The sequence below is a fragment of the Pontixanthobacter aquaemixtae genome, assembly GCF_009827395.1.
GTDB classification, from domain to species: Bacteria; Pseudomonadota; Alphaproteobacteria; order Sphingomonadales; family Sphingomonadaceae; genus Pontixanthobacter; species Pontixanthobacter aquaemixtae.
The window spans coordinates 182,662-202,113 of record NZ_WTYX01000002.1; the positions used below are offsets into that span (position 1 = coordinate 182,662).

At 58.0% G+C, this 19,452-nt stretch carries 16 protein-coding genes; 7 read left to right on the top strand and 9 right to left on the bottom strand.

Going from position 1 to position 19,452, the window contains the following annotated elements; all coding sequences use genetic code 11:
- Window positions 1–9 precede the first annotated feature (9 nt).
- The 3 genes from GRI41_RS09825 to GRI41_RS09835 all read right to left on the bottom strand — a co-directional run bounded on the left by GRI41_RS09825 (window position 10) and on the right by GRI41_RS09835 (window position 1,177).
- The gene (locus GRI41_RS09825) at window positions 10–357 is read right to left on the bottom strand and encodes a heavy metal-binding domain-containing protein (RefSeq protein WP_202388788.1); all 348 of its coding nucleotides are present in this window, start codon (window positions 355–357) and stop codon (window positions 10–12) included.
- A 51-nt stretch (window positions 358–408) separates the two neighbouring features.
- Window positions 409–645, bottom strand: a complete 237-nt coding sequence (locus GRI41_RS09830) for a DUF2312 domain-containing protein (protein ID WP_160604845.1) — start codon at window positions 643–645, stop codon at window positions 409–411.
- 220 nt (window positions 646–865) lie between these two features.
- Window positions 866–1,177 (bottom strand): DUF1244 domain-containing protein, encoded by a 312-nt coding sequence (locus GRI41_RS09835; protein WP_160604846.1) that lies wholly within the window; start codon window positions 1,175–1,177, stop codon window positions 866–868.
- Between the two features lie 48 nt (window positions 1,178–1,225).
- Here GRI41_RS09835 and pyk point away from each other — a divergent pair, with 48 nt between their 5' ends.
- The gene (gene pyk, locus GRI41_RS09840) at window positions 1,226–2,698 is read left to right on the top strand and encodes a pyruvate kinase (RefSeq protein WP_160604847.1); all 1,473 of its coding nucleotides are present in this window, start codon (window positions 1,226–1,228) and stop codon (window positions 2,696–2,698) included.
- A gap of 96 nt (window positions 2,699–2,794) precedes the next feature.
- On the opposite strand, the gene gltX is transcribed toward pyk, so the two are convergent.
- Window positions 2,795–4,153, bottom strand: a complete 1,359-nt coding sequence (gene gltX, locus GRI41_RS09845) for a glutamate--tRNA ligase (RefSeq protein WP_160604848.1) — start codon at window positions 4,151–4,153, stop codon at window positions 2,795–2,797.
- Window positions 4,154–4,234: 81 nt separating this feature from the next.
- Between gltX and GRI41_RS09850 the strand changes: the two genes are divergently transcribed.
- Entirely contained in the window at window positions 4,235–5,368 is a 1,134-nt protein-coding gene (locus GRI41_RS09850) for a serine hydrolase domain-containing protein (RefSeq protein WP_160604849.1), read from the top strand.
- A gap of 44 nt (window positions 5,369–5,412) precedes the next feature.
- On the opposite strand, the gene GRI41_RS09855 is transcribed toward GRI41_RS09850, so the two are convergent.
- The 5 genes from GRI41_RS09855 to rpoB form a co-directional block, all read right to left on the bottom strand.
- Window positions 5,413–5,871: a hypothetical protein gene (locus tag GRI41_RS09855; protein ID WP_160604850.1), complete on the bottom strand. Its 459-nt coding sequence runs from the start codon at window positions 5,869–5,871 to the stop codon at window positions 5,413–5,415.
- A gap of 168 nt (window positions 5,872–6,039) precedes the next feature.
- Window positions 6,040–6,498: a hypothetical protein gene (locus GRI41_RS09860; RefSeq protein ID WP_160604851.1), complete on the bottom strand. Its 459-nt coding sequence runs from the start codon at window positions 6,496–6,498 to the stop codon at window positions 6,040–6,042.
- Between the two features lie 403 nt (window positions 6,499–6,901).
- The gene (locus GRI41_RS09865) at window positions 6,902–7,621 is read right to left on the bottom strand and encodes a hypothetical protein (protein ID WP_160604852.1); all 720 of its coding nucleotides are present in this window, start codon (window positions 7,619–7,621) and stop codon (window positions 6,902–6,904) included.
- 116 nt (window positions 7,622–7,737) lie between these two features.
- Entirely contained in the window at window positions 7,738–12,042 is a 4,305-nt protein-coding gene (gene rpoC / locus GRI41_RS09870; protein WP_160604853.1) for a DNA-directed RNA polymerase subunit beta', read from the bottom strand.
- A gap of 54 nt (window positions 12,043–12,096) precedes the next feature.
- Entirely contained in the window at window positions 12,097–16,299 is a 4,203-nt protein-coding gene (rpoB, locus tag GRI41_RS09875) for a DNA-directed RNA polymerase subunit beta (protein WP_160604854.1), read from the bottom strand.
- Between the two features lie 377 nt (window positions 16,300–16,676).
- Between rpoB and GRI41_RS09880 the strand changes: the two genes are divergently transcribed.
- The 5 genes from GRI41_RS09880 (at window position 16,677) to GRI41_RS09895 (ending at window position 19,119) form a co-directional block, all read left to right on the top strand.
- On the top strand, window positions 16,677–17,708 hold the full coding sequence (locus GRI41_RS09880; RefSeq protein ID WP_160604855.1) for a 50S ribosomal protein L11 methyltransferase: 1,032 nt from the start codon (window positions 16,677–16,679) through the stop codon (window positions 17,706–17,708).
- A 134-nt stretch (window positions 17,709–17,842) separates the two neighbouring features.
- Complete coding sequence (locus tag GRI41_RS14415) at window positions 17,843–17,971, top strand: hypothetical protein (RefSeq protein ID WP_268893202.1); 129 nt, start codon at window positions 17,843–17,845, stop codon at window positions 17,969–17,971.
- 30 nt (window positions 17,972–18,001) lie between these two features.
- Complete coding sequence (locus GRI41_RS09885; RefSeq protein ID WP_160604856.1) at window positions 18,002–18,550, top strand: DUF2975 domain-containing protein; 549 nt, start codon at window positions 18,002–18,004, stop codon at window positions 18,548–18,550.
- On the top strand, window positions 18,550–18,807 hold the full coding sequence (locus GRI41_RS09890) for a helix-turn-helix domain-containing protein (RefSeq protein WP_160604857.1): 258 nt from the start codon (window positions 18,550–18,552) through the stop codon (window positions 18,805–18,807). Before GRI41_RS09885 ends, GRI41_RS09890 begins: the two co-directional genes overlap by 1 nt.
- A gap of 36 nt (window positions 18,808–18,843) precedes the next feature.
- On the top strand, window positions 18,844–19,119 hold the full coding sequence (locus GRI41_RS09895; RefSeq protein ID WP_160604858.1) for a hypothetical protein: 276 nt from the start codon (window positions 18,844–18,846) through the stop codon (window positions 19,117–19,119).
- The last annotated feature ends 333 nt before the right edge of the window (window positions 19,120–19,452 follow it).

Consider the following 19,452-nt stretch of genomic DNA (forward strand, 5'->3'; position numbering starts at 1 on the left):
GCTGGTCGCTCAGACTTTCACCGCGGTCCCGCTCGCCGAGACCATGAGCATTGAGCCGGTGTCGCCGATGACTTCGTAATCAAGGTCAACACCAACCACCGCATTGCCGCCCAACGCGCCGCATTCGGCTTGCAATTCCTCGATCGCCTGCTTGCGCGCATCGGCAAGGATGCGCTCGTAGCTGCCCGAACGGCCGCCCACGATATCGCGAATATTGGCGAACATGTCGCGGAACAGATTGGCGCCCACGATCACTTCGCCGGTGACGATGCCGAGATATTGCTGGATCGGCTGCCCTTCCAAAGTCGGGGTTGTCGATACAATAATTCCGCGCGCGTCTTTCCAGGGTCCAGCCATTCAATCCTCCGTCAATTTTGGTGTATTATATATATAATACGCAGAGGAGGCTTATTCAATACCAAGAGCGTTCCGGTAAGTGTCGAGGATCGTTTCCATCTCGACGCGATCATTGGTGTCCATCTTCCGCAAGCGGACGCATTGGCGCATGATCTTGGGATCATAACCGACCGCTTTCGCCTCTGCATAAACATCGCGAATGTCGTCGGCGATGCCTTTCTTTTCCTCTTCGAGACGCTCGATACGTTCGATCAAAAGGCGCAGGCGGTCGTCAGTGGCTTCGGCCATCGGTTAAAGCTCCAATATATGAGAATCAGTTGAACGCCTGATAGCGGGATGGCCGATGGCGGTGAAGCAAGAAGAAGGACTATCCCCTCTTCTTTAGAGGAGGGGCAACGAGACTTTGCTTTGAGCAGCAAAGCTTAGTCGCAGTGGGGTGGTTTCTGGACCAGAACGACGCTGACGCGCCACCACCACCCCCAACCCCCTCCTCTAAAGAAGAGGGGGCTTAGATTGCATTTTTTGCGACGCTTTCCTGCATGCGTTGGAGCTGTTCCTCGCTCGCGGGGGTTTGCCGCGTTGCTTTCCATTGGTCTTGCGGCATGCCGTGAATGACTTCGCGCGCAGCCGCTTTGTCGCCTTCGAACCCGGCATCGCGGATCCAGTCGGCCAGGCAATTGCGGCAAAATCCCGATAGGCCCATCAGATCAATATTCTGCGCATCATGGCGGTGCTGCAAATGGCGCACCAACCGGCGGAAAGCCGCGGCCGCAACGGCATCGGGCAGTTCGTTCAATGCGCTCTCGGCATTCATATCCATCGTTTTTCGTCCTTGAGTTGCAACAAGGCTCTGCCATAGGCGTTGTCTATGGAAAAGCGCGATCCCAAATTTCTGGACCCACGCGGCCGCAAGGTCAAAATTCTTGCCACGGTCGGCCCGTCAAGCCGCGAACCGGACATGCTGCTCAAGCTGATCAAAGCGGGCGCAGATGCCTTCCGCGTCAATATGAGCCATGGTGATCACGCCACGCATAGCGAAACGATCGACCGGATCCGCGCGATCGAGAAGGATCTGAACCGCCCGATCGCGATTTTCTGCGATTTGCAGGGGCCAAAACTGCGCGTCGGCAAGTTCAAGGATGGCAAGGCGGTGATCCGCCATTCGGGCCATTTCACGCTCGATCGCAATCCCGAACCGGGCGACGAGACTCGCGTCGAATTGCCGCACCCCGAATTGTTCGGCTTGCTCGAAAAGGGCCAAAGGCTGCTGATCAATGACGGCAAGATCCAGCTGAAAGTGATCCGCGCCGACGAAAACGAAATTCTCTGCTCTGCCGTTGTCGGCGGAGTGATTTCGGACCGCAAGGGCGTGAATATCCCCGATGCCGAAGTGCCAATCCCGGCGCTGACGCAGAAGGACCGCAAGGATTTGGCCTTTGCCATCGACAAGGGCGCGGACTGGATCGGGCTGAGCTTTGTCCAGCGCCCCGAAGACCTTGCCGAAGCGCGCAAATTGATGGGCGGCTATGGTGCGCTGTGTGCCAAGATTGAAAAGCCGATGGCGGTCAGCCGTCTCGACGAAATTATCGAGATGTCCGACGGGATCATGGTTGCGCGCGGTGATCTGGGTGTCGAATTGCACCCGGAAGAAGTCCCCCCGCTGCAGAAGAAAATCGTCAACAAATCGCGCATTGCGGGCAAGCCGGTGATCGTCGCGACACAGATGCTCGAAAGCATGATCGAAAGCCCTGCCCCGACCCGCGCCGAAGTCTCCGACGTTGCCAATGCGGTTTATGACGGGGCCGATGCCGTCATGCTCAGCGCCGAAACCGCTGCGGGCGAATGGCCCGAAGAAGCGGTGCGGATCATGGACCGGATCAGCGCGCAAGTGGAAGGGGATGACGCCTATCTCGACCGCGTCCGCTTCCTCGATACGCCGCCCGACAGAACCACCGCCGACGCATTGGCGCATAGCTGCATGACCATTGCCGATACGGTGAATATCGCGGCCATCACCGTGTTCACCGGATCGGGCTCCACCGCGAGGCGCGTGGCCCGCGAACGGCCATCGGTGCCGATGCTGGTGCTGACCCCGCGGCTCAACACCGCGCGCCGTCTCGCGCTGCTATGGGGCGCGCATGCGGTGATGACCCGCGATATCGGCAGCTTTGAAGAGATGATCGCCAAGGGAAAACGCATGGCCTTGCGCCACCGTTTCGGCGTAGCGGGCAGCAAGCTGATCGCGCTCGCGGGCGTTCCCTTTGGCACTCCGGGCAGCACCAACCTGCTGCATATTGTCACTCTGGCAGGTGACGAGTTGGAGAAGCACGGGAAAGCTTGATCCCGAATGCGTTGTCTTACCCGATGTCGATAACGAAACGATGCCCGCGCCTGCTTGCTGAGACGGCCGGCAACTTTCAGGTGGCCTCGGCGCCGCTTATCCGGCTGCTCTTTCCAAGCGGCGCCGCGCGGTGTCTTCACCCAGAACGGGGAGAAGTTCTCCCATATCGGGGCCGGAATGTTGCCCGGTCAGCGCCTGCCGCAAAGGAAGGAACAGCGCCTTGCCGTTGCGGCCGGTCTCTTGCTTGAGAGCACCCGTCAGATCACCCCACGGATTGTCGCCCCATGCCAGTGTTTCTGCCGCCAGTTTGAGATAGGCGCGATCGTCTTCTGAAAAGTCGGGCAGATCAATCGGGCCGGTGACAATTTTCCAATAATCATGCGCGCCGCTGACCGTTTCCAGATTGGGCCGGACCGCGTGCCATGCCTCCTCGCCCATCCCTTCGGGAAGGCGGTGCTTGACCTGCTCATACTCCATCTGGTGGACCAAAGCGGTGTTGATCCGGTCCAATTCGGCATCGTCGAATTTGGCCGGAGCGCGGCTGAAACTTTCGAGAGCGAATGTGTCGAGCAGAACCTGCATATCGGCAATCGGTTCGACCGGCTGCGATGTGCCCAGCCGCGCGAGCAAGGCAATGATCGCCTGCGGTTCAATGTCGCGTTCGCGAAAGGCGTCGCAGCCAAGCGAGCCGAGCCGTTTGGACAGCTTGCCTTCCTTGCCAACCAAAAGGGCTTCATGCGCGAAATGCGGGCACGCGCTCGCAATGGTGCAGTCGTCATCGTCAGCAGCCTGGAGCGCGCGGAACATCTGGACCTGCACCGCCGTGTTGGACACGTGGTCCTCCCCGCGCAGCACGTCGGTGATGCCCATCTCGATATCGTCGACCGCGCTGGGCAGCATATAGAGCCATGAACCGTCTTCGCGCCGGACCACCGGATCGGACAGCATCGCGGGATCGAATTTCTGCGGCCCGCGCACGCCGTCGTTCCAGTCGATCATCTCCGCATGATCGAGTTTGAAGCGCCAGTGCGGGCGGATGCCTTCTGCCTCTTTCGCGGCATGGTCCGCATCGGTCAGGTCCAGCCCGGCACGGTCATAGATCGGCGGCTTGCCGCGCCCGAGCAAGACCTTGCGCTTGAGATCGAGTTCCTGCGCGGTTTCATAGCAGCGATAGAGCCGCCCGGCTTCGACCAGCCGGTCAAATGCTGCCTCGTAATACGCCAGCCGCTGCGATTGCCGTTCCTCTCCATCAGGGTGCAGACCCAACCACGCCAGATCCGCGCGAATCGCCTCGACATATTCCTCTTTGCTCCGCTCGGGATCGGTATCGTCGATCCGCAGCATGAATTTGCCGCCATTCTTCTGCGCGACCATCCAATTGTGCAGCGCAGTGCGGATGTTGCCGACATGGAGGCGGCCCGTGGGAGACGGGGCGAAACGTGTAATCGTGGTCATGCGCCAGCGGTTAGCCTGTGTGGGAACGGCGGACAAGCAACATACTTCCCAAACGGCTCTGCTGTGGTTAGCGTCCGGCCCATGATGAATGACAGCACGCTCGCCAAAGCTATCGAAAAAGCCGGCCTTGCCGGTGCCTCCGCCATGATCGTCGACAAGGACGGCACCCGCTTCGAAGGCGCTTGGGGAAAAGCCAATGCCGCAACCGGCGCACCGATGAAGCTGGATACCATTTGCCAGATCGCGTCGATGACCAAGGCAGTGGTTTCGGTCGCGGCGATGCAATTGGTCGAACAGGGCAAACTGACGCTCGATGGACCGATCAGCGATGTTCTGCCCGAACTTGCGGATGCGCAGGTTCTGGACGGTTTTGCCGATGACGGCACACCGCAATTGCGCGCGGCCAAACGGCCGATCACGCTACGTCACTTGCTGACCCATACCGCCGGCTTCGGCTATCATTTTGTCCAGATCGAGATCCTGAAATATCTGCAGGCCACGGGAATGCCTGCCCCCGGATCGATGGGCAATTATACGCTGCCCTTGCTGTTCGATCCGGGCGAAAGGTGGGAATATGGGGTCGGCACCGATTGGGTCGGATTTGCCGTTGCCGCCGCCAGCGGAATGACGCTTGGCGACTATTTACAGCACCATATCTTCGCGCCTCTGGGAATGACCGATTCCGCGTTCCGCCAGACCTTACCGGCAGATGCCGCCGCGGTGCATATACGCGGTCAGGATGGCGCTTTGGATGTGCTGCCGGTCAATCTTGGCGCAGGCGAGGTCCAAAGCGGCGGAGGCGGATTGTCGTCAACCGCGCCCGATTATGCGCGTTTCCTGCGGATGATTTTGCGCGAAGGCGAATTGGACGGACAACGGATTGTCAGCGCAGAGACCATCGCCGAAATGTCGCGCAACCAGATCGGCGATATAAGGGCCGGATACATGGGCACATCGATGCCCGAACTGGCGCAGCCTTTCGACACATTCCCCGATCAACATACCGGATGGGGATTGGGCTTCCTGATCAATCCGGACGCCATCGAAGGTCGCCGTTCTGCAAACAGCCTCGCCTGGGCGGGGATCTTCAATTCTTACTACTGGATCGATCCGAGCGAAGGCGTGGCGGGCGTGTTTGTCAGCCAGCTGTCGCCCTTTGGTGATCCGGGCGCGCTGGATTGTTTCGAGACATTGGAACGGATGGCCTACGCCTGAACACCGATCGCCAACAAGCTGTTCAAGAGCGTAGGCCGCAGCGATCAGATCTCGTGATCTTCGATAATTGTGTATCCATGCGTAGAGCGTAACCAGACTCCATCGCGCTGACGCATTTGGTAGATGGCGTCATTGATCGCAGCTTGTTTCGTCTTTCCGACACCCAGCGTCCAGCGATTATAGTGGCCGCCACTGCCGTCTTTTGTGCGGCCGCTTTTGATCAACACCATGTGCCCGCCACCCGGATAGCGGTCTGAGCCCGAATCGTAGCAATAGGGCGTCGAATTGGGATACGTCTTTTTGTGATCGTCTTTGGCTGCGCGCAACGCAGTGGCGCCATCTACGTTCGGGCTTTTGCCCCAGCGAGCAAAATATTCCACATCATAGCCGTTGCCGGCGCTGTTGGTGTCTCGCTCTATGCACACAGCAGCTGCACCGGCATAGGCTGGTGCTGAAAGCGACAACGCGCCCACCACCGTAACTGCGAAGATCAATTTTTTCATGCAAACGTCCCTTCTTTGCGCGTTCAAAATTAAGTTGGTCGCTGCAGATAGACAAGTTGCTGGTCTGCACCGCGACTAAACGCAAGCCAATCGCGCAGAACGCTTGCGGCTAAATGGCCCGCCGGACGGGTCGAATGCCCGGCGGGCCTCCAGTCGGTTCAGGGCCGCCTAGATTTCGTGTTCCTCGGCCATTTCGTAACCATGGGTGCGCTCGTTCCAGTTCGGATCACGGCGGCTGAGCTGCTTCTTCGCATGGATGATTGCCTGCGTCCGGTCGATTCCGAAACCGAATGCCCATTTGTTCATATGCGCACCGTTAACATCCTTCACCCGGCCCGATTTGATCAGGACGAAGAACCCGCCATCCTTGAATTTTTCGGTACCCGTATGTTCGCAATGGGCCGTGCCGTTGGGATAGCTGTTTTTGTGGTCACGCTGCGCGGCCCGCAATGCGGTAAATCCGTCCACATTGGGACTTTTCCCGTGCCGCGTGAAATATTCTGAATCATAGGTGTTGCCCGCGACGTTCTTTTCGCGCTGGATACAGACGGCGGCGGCACCGGCATGGGCCTGCGTCGAAACTATCATAGCTGCGAGAGTTGCGGAGAATGTCAGTAGTTTTTTCATAATTCGTTCCCTGAAACGAGTGTTGCGTGGGACCCCCTCTAGATCCGGAGACCGGTTTGGCGCGTTTTGCATCCCGGGTATGTGATCTGCGTCACGGCTTGGAGAAATATCTGCTTGCTGCATGGCAACGCGGCGCCAAGTGACGCACAAGCCGCAATCGCATTTTCGACTTTCATCGATCTCAGATAGTCCCCATCGCATATGTTGCAGGCCCGCTGCAGAACGCTTCAGGCCCCAAACCTCACAAGGTGGAACCTGTTTTTTGCGAACATCCGCAATATTTACGTGATGTTGCTGCGACTCGCAAAAAACCTGCGTGAATCAATCGGCTAGGTCAAGTGACCAGCCTGAGATTTTACAAGTACCAAATGGCGAACATGATCAACGTTGCCTGCCGGCAATCCTATTTCGGACTGACCACGAAGCTGTGTTTGATATAGAGGAACACTTCGGTCTCGCTCGCCTGCTGCCAGAACAGCTCGGAATCGAGGCCGCGTATCTCAACCCCGTAATCGGAACCGAACAGCGAGGCATAGCGGCGCGATTCGGTGGCGACTGACCGGACGACATCGATCCGGTATTGATCCGGATCATCAATCGCCAAGCTGATCGATCCGGTCTGGATGAAAGAGCGGCCGGTGACGGGTATACTTTTGGCAAAGGTCTCTATCCGTTCATTGGCCAAGCTGGCCCGCGCATCATCGCCCGCAACTGGCAGCCGTGCATAGATCGTAACCTGGCTGGTGTCGGGCCTTCCCCCCGAACGAACGGTCAGTTTTTCCATATTGTCGACGGTCAGTTTGCGCAGACCGTAATCGCCCGCGATCAGGGAAATGCCCTCGCGGCCGGCCTGTTCGATGGTCGCGCGGAGCATCGAAAACAATTCGTCGCGGCGCAGATCGGCCCCGCGCGAATCCGAATTTACATAGATCGGCTTGACGAAATAATCCGCCTTGCGGGTGAAGCCGATCGCCGATTGGCTGTCATCATAATATTGGAAATTGCTCGACCGGTCGGAACGCGATCCCGTTACCACTACGACATTTTCGTCCTGCGCGAATGCGGGCATCGGCAGGGCCATAGCAATCGCGGCGCCGCCCAAAAGGAATTTGGCAAATTTCATAAGTCCCTCCTTGATTTCCAAAGTGGGACAAGTCTGTCGCTGCCACCGCGCACTGGCAAGAAAAAACCCCGCCGGAGGGATGCTCCGGCGGGGTCAATTCTGTTTCGCGGCAGAGCTTATTCGGCTTCTGGCGCTTCCGGATTTGCAGCGGCCATGGCAGCAGCCATCGCGGCTTCGTCCATCGGCGCATCCACCGGAGCATCGGTTTCCTCTTCGCTGTCGGATTCAGCCGCAAGTTTTTCCTGCTGCTTCTTCCACGCGGCGCGCAGAGCGGCATCGCGGCTGGAAGCGGTCACGCGCATCCGGTTCATGCCCGCGCCGGTACCGGCGGGGATGAGACGGCCCACGATCACGTTTTCCTTCAGACCGATCAGCGTGTCTTTCTTCCCTTCAACCGCCGCCTGCGTCAGCACGCGGGTGGTTTCCTGGAACGACGCCGCCGAAATGAACGAGCGTGTCTGCAGCGAGGCTTTGGTGATCCCCAGCAGGATCGGCTTGCCTTCGGCCTTCTCCTGCTTCTTGGTCAGCTTCGCATTGATTTCGTCCATTTCTGCACGGTCAACCTGTTCGCCAACCAGCAGAGTGGTGTCACCGCCATAGGTGATCTCAACTTTTTGCAGCATCTGGCGAACAATCGTTTCGATGTGCTTATCGTTGATTTTCACGCCTTGCAGTCGGTACACTTCCTGAATCTCGTCAACGAGATATTCGGCCAGCGGCTCGACACCCAGAACATCAAGGATGTCATGCGGGTTCGGGCTGCCCGAAATCAGGGTGTCACCCTTCTTCACGTGGTCGCCTTCCTGAACGTCGAGGACTTTCGTCTTCGCGATCAGATATTCGACGCGATCCTGATTCTCCGCCTCTGCGTCCGGAACAATCGCGATCTTGCGCTTGGCTTTATATTCGCGGACGAATTCGATTTTACCCGAAATCTTGGCGATGATCGCATTGTCTTTGGGCACGCGGGCTTCGAACAGTTCGGCAACACGCGGCAGACCGCCGGTGATGTCGCGCGTTTTCGAGGCTTCGCGCGATGCACGGGCAAGAATGTCACCCGCCTGCACTTCCTGACCGTCATCGACCGAAAGCGATGTGCCCGGTGCCAGCATATAACGCTGTGCTTCGGTTTCATCGTCTTCGAGCGATTGGCCTTCGCCAAGCAGCGTCAGACGCGGGCGAAGATCTTCCTTCTTCTTCCGGCCGGTCGCACGGTTTTCGGTGACAACACGCTGGGCAATGCCGGTTGCGTCATCGACACGTTCTTCCATGGTCGTACCATCGACGAGGTCCTGGAACTTAACCGTACCCGACGTTTCGGTGATAATCGGCAGAGTGAACGGATCCCATTCTGCCAGACGGTCGCCTTCCTTGATCTTCGCGCCATCCTTGTTGAGCAGCACCGTACCGTAAGGAACCTTGTGCATCTCACGCTCGCGGCCTTCGGAGTCGATCACCACGATTTCGCCAGAACGCGCGAGCGAGAGCATGCGGCCCTGCTTGTCGGTAATGGTCGGCATATCGCGATATTCGACTTTACCGTCAGAGATCGCTTCGAGATGGCTGGTTTCGTTAACCTGCGCCGCACCGCCGATGTGGAATGTCCGCATCGTCAGCTGCGTGCCCGGCTCACCGATCGACTGCGCGGCGATAACGCCGACAGCTTCACCGATATTCACCGGAGTGCCGCGGGCAAGGTCACGGCCATAACATTTGGCGCAAACGCCCTGTTCGGCTTCGCAAACCAGCGGCGAACGGATCTTGGCAGACTGGACTTCAGCAGCCTCGATTTCCTTGACCATCGCTTCGTCGAGCAGAGTGCCCTCTTTCACGATCACTTCGTCGGTTTTCGCATTGACGAGGTCTTCGGCAGTGGTCCGGCCCAGAATACGCTCACCGAGCGAGGCGATAACGCTACCGCCCTGGACGATGGCGCGCATTTCCAGCGCGTTCGAGGTCTTACAATCTTCCTCAACGATGACGCAGTCTTGCGACACGTCGACCAGACGGCGAGTCAAATAACCCGAGTTCGCCGTTTTGAGCGCCGTATCCGCGAGACCTTTGCGGGCACCGTGGGTCGAGTTGAAGTATTCAAGAACGGTCAGGCCTTCTTTGAAGTTCGAGATGATCGGTGTTTCGATAATCTCGCCCGACGGCTTGGCCATCAGACCGCGCATACCCGCGAGCTGCTTCATCTGCGCTGGCGAGCCACGCGCACCGGAGTGAGCCATCATGTAGATCGAGTTAATGTCAGCCTGGCGACCATCCTTGTCGATCGGCTGCGCCTTAATCTCGTCCATCATCGCGTCAGCAACGGTGTCACCGCAACGCGACCATGCGTCGATGACTTTGTTGTACTTCTCTTGCTGGGTGATCAGACCGTCCTGATATTGCTGTTCATAGTCAGCAACCAGAGCTTTCGCTTCTTCGATCATGCCGTCCTTGCTGTCCGGAATGATCATATCGTCCTTACCGAAGGAGATACCGGCCTTGAACGCGTGGCGGAAACCGAGCGACATGATCGCGTCGGCAAACAGCACGGTGTCTTTCTGGCCGGTGTGGCGATAGACTTGGTCGATCACGTCGCCGATTTCCTTCTTGGTCAGAAGGCGGTTGATGATGTCGAAAGGAACCTTGTGGTTCTTCGGCAGACATTCACCAATCAGCATGCGGCCCGGCGTCGTGATGAAACGCTGCTGGACAATCTTGCCGTCTTCATCGGCCTGCGGAACGCGGGCAATGATGCGCGAGTGATAGGTCACCGCGCCCACTTCAAGCGCCTGGTGCACTTCGGCCATATCGGCAAAGCGCGGCAGCTTCTCGATCTTCTCTCCGTTCTCTTCGACGAATTCAGGCGTTTTCTCCTGACGGTCCATCGAAAGGTAATAGAGACCCAGCACCATATCCTGCGAAGGAACGATGATCGGCTTACCATTGGCGGGTGAGAGGATGTTGTTGGTCGACATCATCAGCACGCGTGCTTCGAGCTGGGCTTCCAGCGAAAGCGGCACGTGAACGGCCATTTGGTCACCGTCAAAGTCGGCGTTAAATGCCGAGCAGACCAGCGGGTGAAGCTGGATCGCCTTACCTTCGATCAGAACCGGTTCGAACGCCTGGATACCCAGACGGTGGAGCGTCGGCGCGCGGTTGAGCATGACAGGGTGTTCGCGGATAACCTCGTCGAGGATATCCCACACTTCCTTGCGCTCTTTCTCGACCCATTTCTTCGCCTGCTTCAGAGTCATCGACAGACCCTTCGCATCGAGACGGGCATAGATGAACGGCTTGAACAGCTCGAGCGCCATCTTCTTCGGCAGACCGCATTGGTGCAGTTTGAGCTCAGGACCGGTCACGATGACCGAGCGGCCCGAATAGTCGACGCGCTTACCCAGAAGGTTCTGGCGGAAGCGGCCCTGCTTGCCTTTGAGCATGTCGGACAGCGATTTCAGCGGACGCTTGTTGGCGCCGGTGATCACGCGGCCACGGCGGCCATTGTCGAACAATGCGTCAACCGCTTCTTGCAGCATGCGCTTCTCGTTGCGCACGATGATGTCCGGCGCGCGCAGTTCGATCAGACGCTTCAAACGGTTGTTGCGGTTGATCACGCGGCGATAGAGATCGTTCAGATCCGAGGTCGCGAAACGGCCACCATCGAGCGGCACCAGCGGGCGCAGTTCGGGCGGAATAACCGGCACGACTTCGAGGATCATCCATTCCGGACGGTTGCCCGAATCGATGAAGCTTTCGACGACTTTCAGACGCTTGATGATCTTGGCTGGCTTAAGCTTGGACTTGGTGGTCCGCAGCTCTTCCATCAGATCGTCACGCTCTTGCTCAAGATCGAGATCCATGAGCATGAACTTGACCGCTTCCGCGCCGATACCGGCAGAGAAAGCGTCTTCGCCATATTCGTCTTGCGCTTCGAGAAGCTCGTCCTCGGTCAGCAGCTGGAATTTCTCCAGCGGGGTCAGGCCCGGCTCGGTGACGATGTAGCTTTCGAAATACAGCACACGCTCAAGCTGTTTGAGCTGCATGTCCAGAAGCAAACCGATGCGCGATGGCAACGATTTGAGGAACCAGATATGCGCAACCGGTGCGGCCAGTTCGATATGGCCCATCCGCTCGCGGCGGACTTTGGTCACGGTTACTTCAACGCCGCACTTCTCGCAGACGACGCCCTTGTACTTCATGCGCTTGTACTTGCCGCACAGGCACTCGTAATCCTTCACAGGACCGAAGATGCGCGCGCAGAACAAGCCGTCACGCTCTGGCTTGAAGGTGCGGTAATTGATCGTTTCCGGCTTCTTGATTTCGCCGAAAGACCAGCTGCGGATACGCTCTGGCGAGGCCAGACCGATCTGGATCTGGTCGAAGGTTTCCGGCTTAGCCAGCTGGTTGGTGAATTTGGTTAGGTCATTCATAATCTAGCTCCGTTTCCCTCGCTCGGGAGGGTCAGGGTCAATCCTTCGGTCGGCTTATTCGGCGGCGATCTGCATATCGTCGTCACCCTCTTCTCCATCGGAGAGCGAGGACAATTCGACATTGAGACCCAGGCTGCGCATTTCCTTGACGAGAACGTTGAAGCTCTCCGGAATGCCCGCTTCGAAAGTATCGTCGCCTTTGACGATCGCTTCGTAAACCTTGGTCCGTCCGATCACATCGTCCGACTTCACAGTGAGCATTTCCTGCAGCGTATACGCCGCACCGTAGGCCTGGAGCGCCCAGACCTCCATCTCACCGAAGCGCTGGCCACCGAACTGCGCCTTACCACCCAGCGGCTGCTGCGTGACGAGGCTGTAGGGGCCAATCGAACGGGCGTGGATCTTGTCATCGACCAGGTGGTGCAGTTTGAGCATGTAGATATAGCCCACGGTCACCTGCCGGTCGAACGCGTCACCGGTGCGGCCATCATACAATGTCACCTGACCCGAACCGGGCAGATTGGCCCGTTCCAGCATCGTGGTCACATCGCCTTCAACCGCGCCATCGAACACTGGCGTACCCATCGGCACACCATTGGTCAGATTGCCCGCCAATTCGACGATTTCCGCGGTTGAACGCGCGTCGATCTCGCCGTGGTAATCTTCACCGTAAGCGTTCTTCAGGCGGTCGATCACAGCTTCCGGCGGTTTGGCCTTTGCGTAATCTTCTGCCGCATTCGGATTGGCGCGTTTCCACTCTTCCAGAGCAGCAGTCACCTGATGCCCCAGACCGCGTGCGGCCATGCCGAGATGGGTTTCAAAGATTTGCCCGACATTCATACGCGACGGCACGCCCAGCGGGTTGAGGACGATATCAACCGGCGAACCGTCTTCGAGGAACGGCATGTCTTCTTCGGGAAGAATCCGCGAGATAACACCCTTGTTCCCGTGACGGCCGGCCATCTTGTCACCCGGTTGCAGTTTTCTTTTCACCGCAACGAAGACTTTGACCATCTTGAGAACGCCCGGCATCAATTCGTCGCCGCGCTCCAGCTTCTCTTTGCGGTCTTCGAACTTGTCGTCGATGCCCTTGATCGCTTCGTCATACTGGCTCTTGATCGCTTCGAGCTGCTGCTGACGATTGTCGTCGGCAACCGCGAATTTGAACCATTCGTGCTTCTCGACACCTTCGAGCAGAGCTTCGTCGATCTTCGATCCCTTCTTCACACCTTTCGGCGCAGCAGAAGCGGTTTGACCGGTCAGCATGTCGCGCAGGCGGTTATAGGTCGCCCGGTTGAGAATGCTGCGTTCGTCGGCGCTGTCTTTGCGCAGACGCTCGATCTCTTCCTGCTGGATCGCACGCGTACGGTCATCGACTTCGATACCGTGGCGGTTGAACACACGCACTTCGACCACGGTCCCAGCCACACCGGGCGGCAGACGCAGCGAGGTGTCGCGAACGTCAGAAGCTTTCTCGCCAAAGATCGCGCGGAGGAGTTTCTCTTCCGGCGTCATCGGGCTTTCGCCCTTTGGCGTGATCTTACCGGCGAGAATGTCACCGGGGTGAACTTCCGCACCGATATAGACAATGCCCGCTTCGTCGAGGTTGCGCAGAGCTTCCTCGCCGACATTCGGTATATCGCGGGTGATGTCTTCGGGGCCAAGCTTGGTATCGCGGGCCATGACTTCGAATTCCTCGATATGGATCGAGGTGAAGACGTCATCCTTCACGATGCGTTCGCTGATGAGGATCGAGTCCTCATAGTTATAACCATTCCACGGCATGAAGGCGACGAGGCTGTTTTTGCCCAGCGCCAATTCGCCCAGATCGGTCGAAGGGCCGTCAGCGATAATATCGCCCGCTTCAATCGTTTCACCCACTTTCACCAGCGGACGCTGGTTGATGCAGGTGTTCTGGTTGGAACGTTGGAATTTCTGCAGCGTATAGATGTCGACGCCCGATTGGCCGGGTTCGACATCACCGATAGCGCGGATCACGATTCGGGTTGCGTCAACCTGGTCGACGATGCCGCCGCGCGTGGCGGAAATCGCCGCGCCCGAATCGCGGGCCACGGTTTCTTCCATGCCGGTTCCGACAAACGGTGCTTCGGCTTTCACCAAAGGCACAGCCTGACGTTGCATGTTCGAACCCATCAATGCGCGGTTCGCGTCATCGTTTTCGAGGAACGGAATGAGCGAAGCAGCGACCGAAACCAGCTGTTTGGGCGAAACGTCCATCAGCGTGATCTGCTCGCGCGGGAGCATCACGAACTCGCCAGCCTGACGGGCAGAGACAAGCTCTTCCACGAAAGTGCCGTCATCGTTGAGCTCCGCCGATGCTTGCGCAACCGCGTGCTTTTGTTCTTCCATTGCTGAAAGATAGGCAACCTCGCCGGTTACCTTGCCGTCTTTGACCGCACGATATGGCGTTTCGATAAAGCCGTATTTGTTGACGCGGCTGAACGAAGCGAGGCTGTTGATCAGACCGATGTTCGGGCCTTCGGGCGTTTCAATCGGGCAGATACGGCCATAGTGGGTCGGGTGAACGTCGCGAACTTCGAAGCCAGCGCGTTCACGCGTCAGACCGCCGGGGCCAAGCGCCGAAACGCGGCGCTTATGCGTCACTTCGGACAGCGGGTTGGTCTGGTCCATGAACTGCGAAAGTTGGCTTGAGCCGAAGAATTCGCGAACCGCAGCAACCGCTGGCTTCGCATTGATCAGGTCGTTCGGCATCACCACCGAAACATCGACACTGCTCATGCGTTCTTTGACCGCGCGTTCCATGCGCAGCAGGCCGACGCGGTACTGGTTTTCCAGCAATTCGCCGACCGAACGGACACGGCGGTTGCCGAGGTTATCGATATCATCGACCTCGCCCTTACCGTCTTTCAGATCGACCATTTCCTTCACCACCGCGAGGATATCTTCCTTGCGCAAAGTCGTGACGGTGTCTTCCGCGTCGAGATCGAGACGCATGTTGAGCTTCACGCGGCCAACAGCCGACAGGTCATAGCGCTCGCCATCGAAGAACAGGCCTTCGAACAGCGCTTCTGCGGTTTCCTTGGTTGGCGGTTCACCCGGGCGCATGACTTTGTAAATCGCTTCGAGGCCTTCGTCGCGATTTTCAGCCTTGTCGACCGCCAGCGTGTTGCGGATCCATGGGCCGGTGTTGATTTCGTCAATGTCGAGCAGCTCGAGCTTGTCGACACCGGCAGCGTCGAGCACTTCGAGGTTTTCGGCAGAGACTTCGTCGCCCGCTTCGATATAGATGCGGCCGGTTTTCTCGTCGATCAGATCGCGCGCCGAATAGCGTGCGAAGACTTCCTCTGTCGGGATCAGCAGATCCTTGAGGCCGTCTTTTGCGGCTTTGTTGGCAGCGCGTGGGCTGATTTTCTGGTTGGCGGGGAAAATTTCCTCGCCGGTTTTGGCGTCGACCAGCGCGAAGGCAGGCTTGGCATTACGCCAAGCATTGGGGTCGAATGGCATTTTCCAGCCATCGCCCTTCTTACCGGAAACGCGTTCCCAGGTGACAGTGTCATAGAAGTGATCGAGAATGCCTTCGTGATCGAGACCCAGCGCGAACAGCAGGCTGGTTACCGGCAGCTTGCGCTTGCGGTCGATACGGACATTGACGATGTCTTTGGCGTCGAATTCGAAATCGAGCCACGAACCGCGATAAGGAATGACGCGTGCAGCGAACAGCAGCTTGCCCGAAGAGTGGGTTTTGCCGCGGTCATGGTCAAACAAAACACCCGGCGAACGGTGCATCTGGCTGACGATAACGCGCTCTGTACCGTTGATGATGAACGTGCCGTTCCCGGTCATCAGCGGCATGTCGCCCATGTAAACGTCCTGCTCCTTGATATCGAGAACAGAGCGGGTTTCGGTTTCCTGATCGACTTCGAATACGATCAAACGCAGAGTCACCTTCATCGGTGCTGCGTAGGTAATGCCGCGCTGGCGGCATTCGGTGGTGTCGTATTTTGGCGGCTCAAGCTCGTAATGGACGAAGTCGAGTTCGGCAGTGCCCGCAAAATCGCGGATCGGGAAAACGCTGCGCAGCGTCTTTTCCAGACCGGACACATAATCGATCGAAGGGTCAGAGCGGAGGAACTGTTCGTAGCTCTCACGCTGGACTTCGATCAGATTGGGCATCTGGGTGACTTCGTGAACGTCACCGAAAATCTTGCGGATACGCTTCTTCGCGGTACCGGTGTTGGCACCGGCTTTACGAGTAGCTTTGGTCTTGGTCGCCATGGAGGGTTTTGCCTCTTCATATTGCGCCGGCCCTTACGCGTGAGCCAGCATCATCAATGTGTCTGCGCGGGAACACGTCCAAAGCCCGAGGCATGAGGCCAAACGCAAAAAAGGCCACAGCAAATGCCACCCGATCCGGGTGCTGCTGCAGCTTCAAAAGCGTCGCGGGCTATGGAAAGCCACTTCCGTTCCTGGACATGCCACCGCGCAATGGCATCTCTCGCTCGAAGTGGCGGTTGACGGCCATATAAGAACGCCGTCCGCGCGTGTCAAACAAGTTCGCGAGTGGCCAGCGGCGAACCGGTTGTCCGAGCGATTGACCCGTCCCGCCATAGGCGATAGCGCGCGTTGTCTTACAAGGGGGAGAAACACGGAAAATGGCGCAATCGGGCAAGTCTATCTTCGACGCACCGGCCGACTTTCTCGGCATGGCAATGTCGCTGAAGGAAAGCGGGGCCGCTGACCAAGCGGTCAAGATGGCAAAGGCCGCACTGGCCGAGCGCCCCGACGATCCCGAATTGCGCGCCGTTGCGCGGGCGATCCTGTCCGATGGCGTGCACACCTATCATCAGGTCATGCTGGCCGATATCCCGCGCAATGTTGCCTATCGCCGCGCGATTGACCGGTTTGCCAAAGGCAAGACCATCCTGGATATCGGCACCGGCACCGGATTGCTGGCGATGATGGCGGTGCGCGCCGGGGCTAAGCACGTCTATGCGGTGGACCGCAATGCGACCAAAGCCGATCTGGCGCGCGATATCATCTCCGCCAACGGCATGTCGGACAAGATCACCGTGATCACCAAAATGTCGCTCGATCTGGACCGCGAGGCGGATCTGGGGGGCGGTGTCGACATGGTCATTTCAGAACTGTTCTCTGCCAATGTCGTGGGCGAAACACTGATGCAGGCGCTGGCTCACGCGGCGGAAGAATTGACCAATCCGGGCGCGACCTTTGTCCCCGAACGATGCGCGATCATGGGCGCGCTGGCCGAATGCAAGGCGCGCCCCGAAGTGACCGATGTCGAAGGGTTTGATCTTTCGCTGCTCAACGAACGGCTGAAGAAAGACACGATGGTCAGCGTGCCGCGCGGCGACAAGTTCCAGCGCGGACCGGCACAATCGCTGTATGATTGCGTGTTCGAACCGGACAAGCCCGCGCCTGTGAAGGACAAGGCATTCACCCAGCTTGTTTCCGATGGCGGCACAGTAAACGGGGTGATGCAATGGCTGCGGATCCACTTTGCCGACGACATCATCTACGAAAACCCCCCGGGCGGCGACCCGCTCTGCCATTGGGGTATCCGTTTCGAGCCTTTCGACGAACCACGCGAAACCAGCCAAGGCGATCGGATCAATGTCGGATGTATGCAGGCCAATGGAGAGCTGGTGATCTGGGAGGATAGCTAGCCGCAAAGCCTGCACTCGCCCTCGGCACATAACGAAAAACGATGCGGCACATATCGTTTTTCAATATTATTGATTGACAGTAAATCGAATCATCCTTATTGATTTTCGATATCAACCATATTGGAGATCAACAAATGACAAATTTTGCCCAACATTTCGCAGCTGCGGTGGCCGCTATCACCATCGCAACTCTTACCATCGTCCCGGTTGTGACCGTCCCCGCGGCACAAGCTGCGACCGTGATCGTTCCGGCTCTGGCTTAAGCGGCACTTTACACAGAAAGGGACCAATAGATGTCAAACTTCCGCGCAAACGATCCGCTTCTGCTGGCGGGCAAGATCATTACTCTTATCGCTCAGGGTGCTTGCGTCCTCGGCGGGCTCGTGCTCGCCGCCCTCATTCCCGTCATGCTGTTTATGCAGGATACGATCTCTGCTGAAGTTGCCGCAAAATATGGCGAGGCGGCAGGCGCATTTCCGGGCTTGGCATTCGCCGGCGTGTTCTTGATCGGGCTCACCATACTTGCTCTGGCTTTTATGTTTTTCGGTAAGCTGCGCAGAATCATCGGCACTGTTGGAGAGGGTGATCCATTCGCACCGGCCAACGCTAAACGACTGAATAACATGGCGTGGCTGATGCTCGGGGTGCAAATCCTGATGATTCCTGCAGGCGCGCTTGGCTTCTATCTGGCGCAATGGGCGGACGAGATTGAAACCGCCAACATCAACATTGATGGCGGAGTGGACGGAACCGGCATCCTGATGGTGATTGTCCTCTTCATCCTCGCCCGCGTATTCCGCCACGGCACCGCGATGCGCGAAGATCTGGAAGGAACCGTCTGATGCCTCCAGCCCAAAACAGTGAAACCGCCAACGGGAGCATTACCGTGAAACTTGACGACCTTCTCCACGAGCGCCGGATGACTTTGACCGAACTGGCAGAGCGCGTGGGCCTTACTCTCGCCAACCTGTCGATCCTCAAGACGGGCAAAGCCAAAGCGATCCGGTTCAGCACATTGGAGGCGATTTGCCGCGAGCTGGAGTGCCAGCCGGGCGATTTGCTCGCCTATGAAGATTTTTCGGAACCATCCGCCGGGTAGCCCATTGTCTAGGCAGATCACGAAGAGGAAAATCTAATGAAAAAGCTGACACTTATTGCCCTTCCTGCCGCATTTGCACTGACCGCTTGCGGCGGACCTGCGGAAGAAGCCGGGGAGCAGCAGGACGATATCATGGAAGCCGAAGGCGACATGATTGACGAACAGGCTGACGTGGCCGAAGCGCAAGCCGACATGGTCGAGGAACAGGCCGACGCGGCCACCGGCAGTGTCGAAAAGGCAGAGCTTGAACAAAAAGCTGAAGAGCTGGAAGAAAAAGCCGACGCGCTAGAGGACAAAGCCGACGGAATGTAATTCCCGCGCATTTGTTACAGCGAGGGGCCTGCCACGAAAGTGGCGGGCCCTTTGTTTTTCCGGGTGGCTAATTACAGAGGAGCCGTGCGCCTGCGGCCCGCCCACGCCTGCCAATTCCGGTTGACTCCTGACGACTTTGCGCTAGTAGGCCGCTCGTTCGCTGGGCTGACGGGTCCAGTGAACATCCGTCCGAGACAGTTGGTGACCGGAATTTGCCGGTCTTAATTTCCAGCCTAGACGGGGATTAGAGATTTCACCATGCGGGCCCGATCCTATCGGGCGGCATGCGTATCGCGGAATGCCCCTGCGGCTCCGCATCCTCCTTCCCCATCA

Bases quoted from the DNA above. Each gene is read 5' to 3' on its own strand.
- GRI41_RS09825 (WP_202388788.1), bottom strand. From the start codon at position 357: ATGGCTGGACCCTGGAAAGACGCGCGCGGAATTATTGTATCGACAACC.
- GRI41_RS09830 (WP_160604845.1), bottom strand. From the start codon at position 645: ATGGCCGAAGCCACTGACGACCGCCTGCGCCTTTTGATCGAACGTATC.
- GRI41_RS09835 (WP_160604846.1), bottom strand. From the start codon at position 1,177: ATGGATATGAATGCCGAGAGCGCATTGAACGAACTGCCCGATGCCGTT.
- pyk (WP_160604847.1), top strand. From the start codon at position 1,226: ATGGAAAAGCGCGATCCCAAATTTCTGGACCCACGCGGCCGCAAGGTC.
- gltX (WP_160604848.1), bottom strand. From the start codon at position 4,153: ATGACCACGATTACACGTTTCGCCCCGTCTCCCACGGGCCGCCTCCAT.
- GRI41_RS09850 (WP_160604849.1), top strand. From the start codon at position 4,235: ATGATGAATGACAGCACGCTCGCCAAAGCTATCGAAAAAGCCGGCCTT.
- GRI41_RS09855 (WP_160604850.1), bottom strand. From the start codon at position 5,871: ATGAAAAAATTGATCTTCGCAGTTACGGTGGTGGGCGCGTTGTCGCTT.
- GRI41_RS09860 (WP_160604851.1), bottom strand. From the start codon at position 6,498: ATGAAAAAACTACTGACATTCTCCGCAACTCTCGCAGCTATGATAGTT.
- GRI41_RS09865 (WP_160604852.1), bottom strand. From the start codon at position 7,621: ATGAAATTTGCCAAATTCCTTTTGGGCGGCGCCGCGATTGCTATGGCC.
- rpoC (WP_160604853.1), bottom strand. From the start codon at position 12,042: ATGAATGACCTAACCAAATTCACCAACCAGCTGGCTAAGCCGGAAACC.
- rpoB (WP_160604854.1), bottom strand. From the start codon at position 16,299: ATGGCGACCAAGACCAAAGCTACTCGTAAAGCCGGTGCCAACACCGGT.
- GRI41_RS09880 (WP_160604855.1), top strand. From the start codon at position 16,677: ATGGCGCAATCGGGCAAGTCTATCTTCGACGCACCGGCCGACTTTCTC.
- GRI41_RS14415 (WP_268893202.1), top strand. From the start codon at position 17,843: ATGACAAATTTTGCCCAACATTTCGCAGCTGCGGTGGCCGCTATCACC.
- GRI41_RS09885 (WP_160604856.1), top strand. From the start codon at position 18,002: ATGTCAAACTTCCGCGCAAACGATCCGCTTCTGCTGGCGGGCAAGATC.
- GRI41_RS09890 (WP_160604857.1), top strand. From the start codon at position 18,550: ATGCCTCCAGCCCAAAACAGTGAAACCGCCAACGGGAGCATTACCGTG.
- GRI41_RS09895 (WP_160604858.1), top strand. From the start codon at position 18,844: ATGAAAAAGCTGACACTTATTGCCCTTCCTGCCGCATTTGCACTGACC.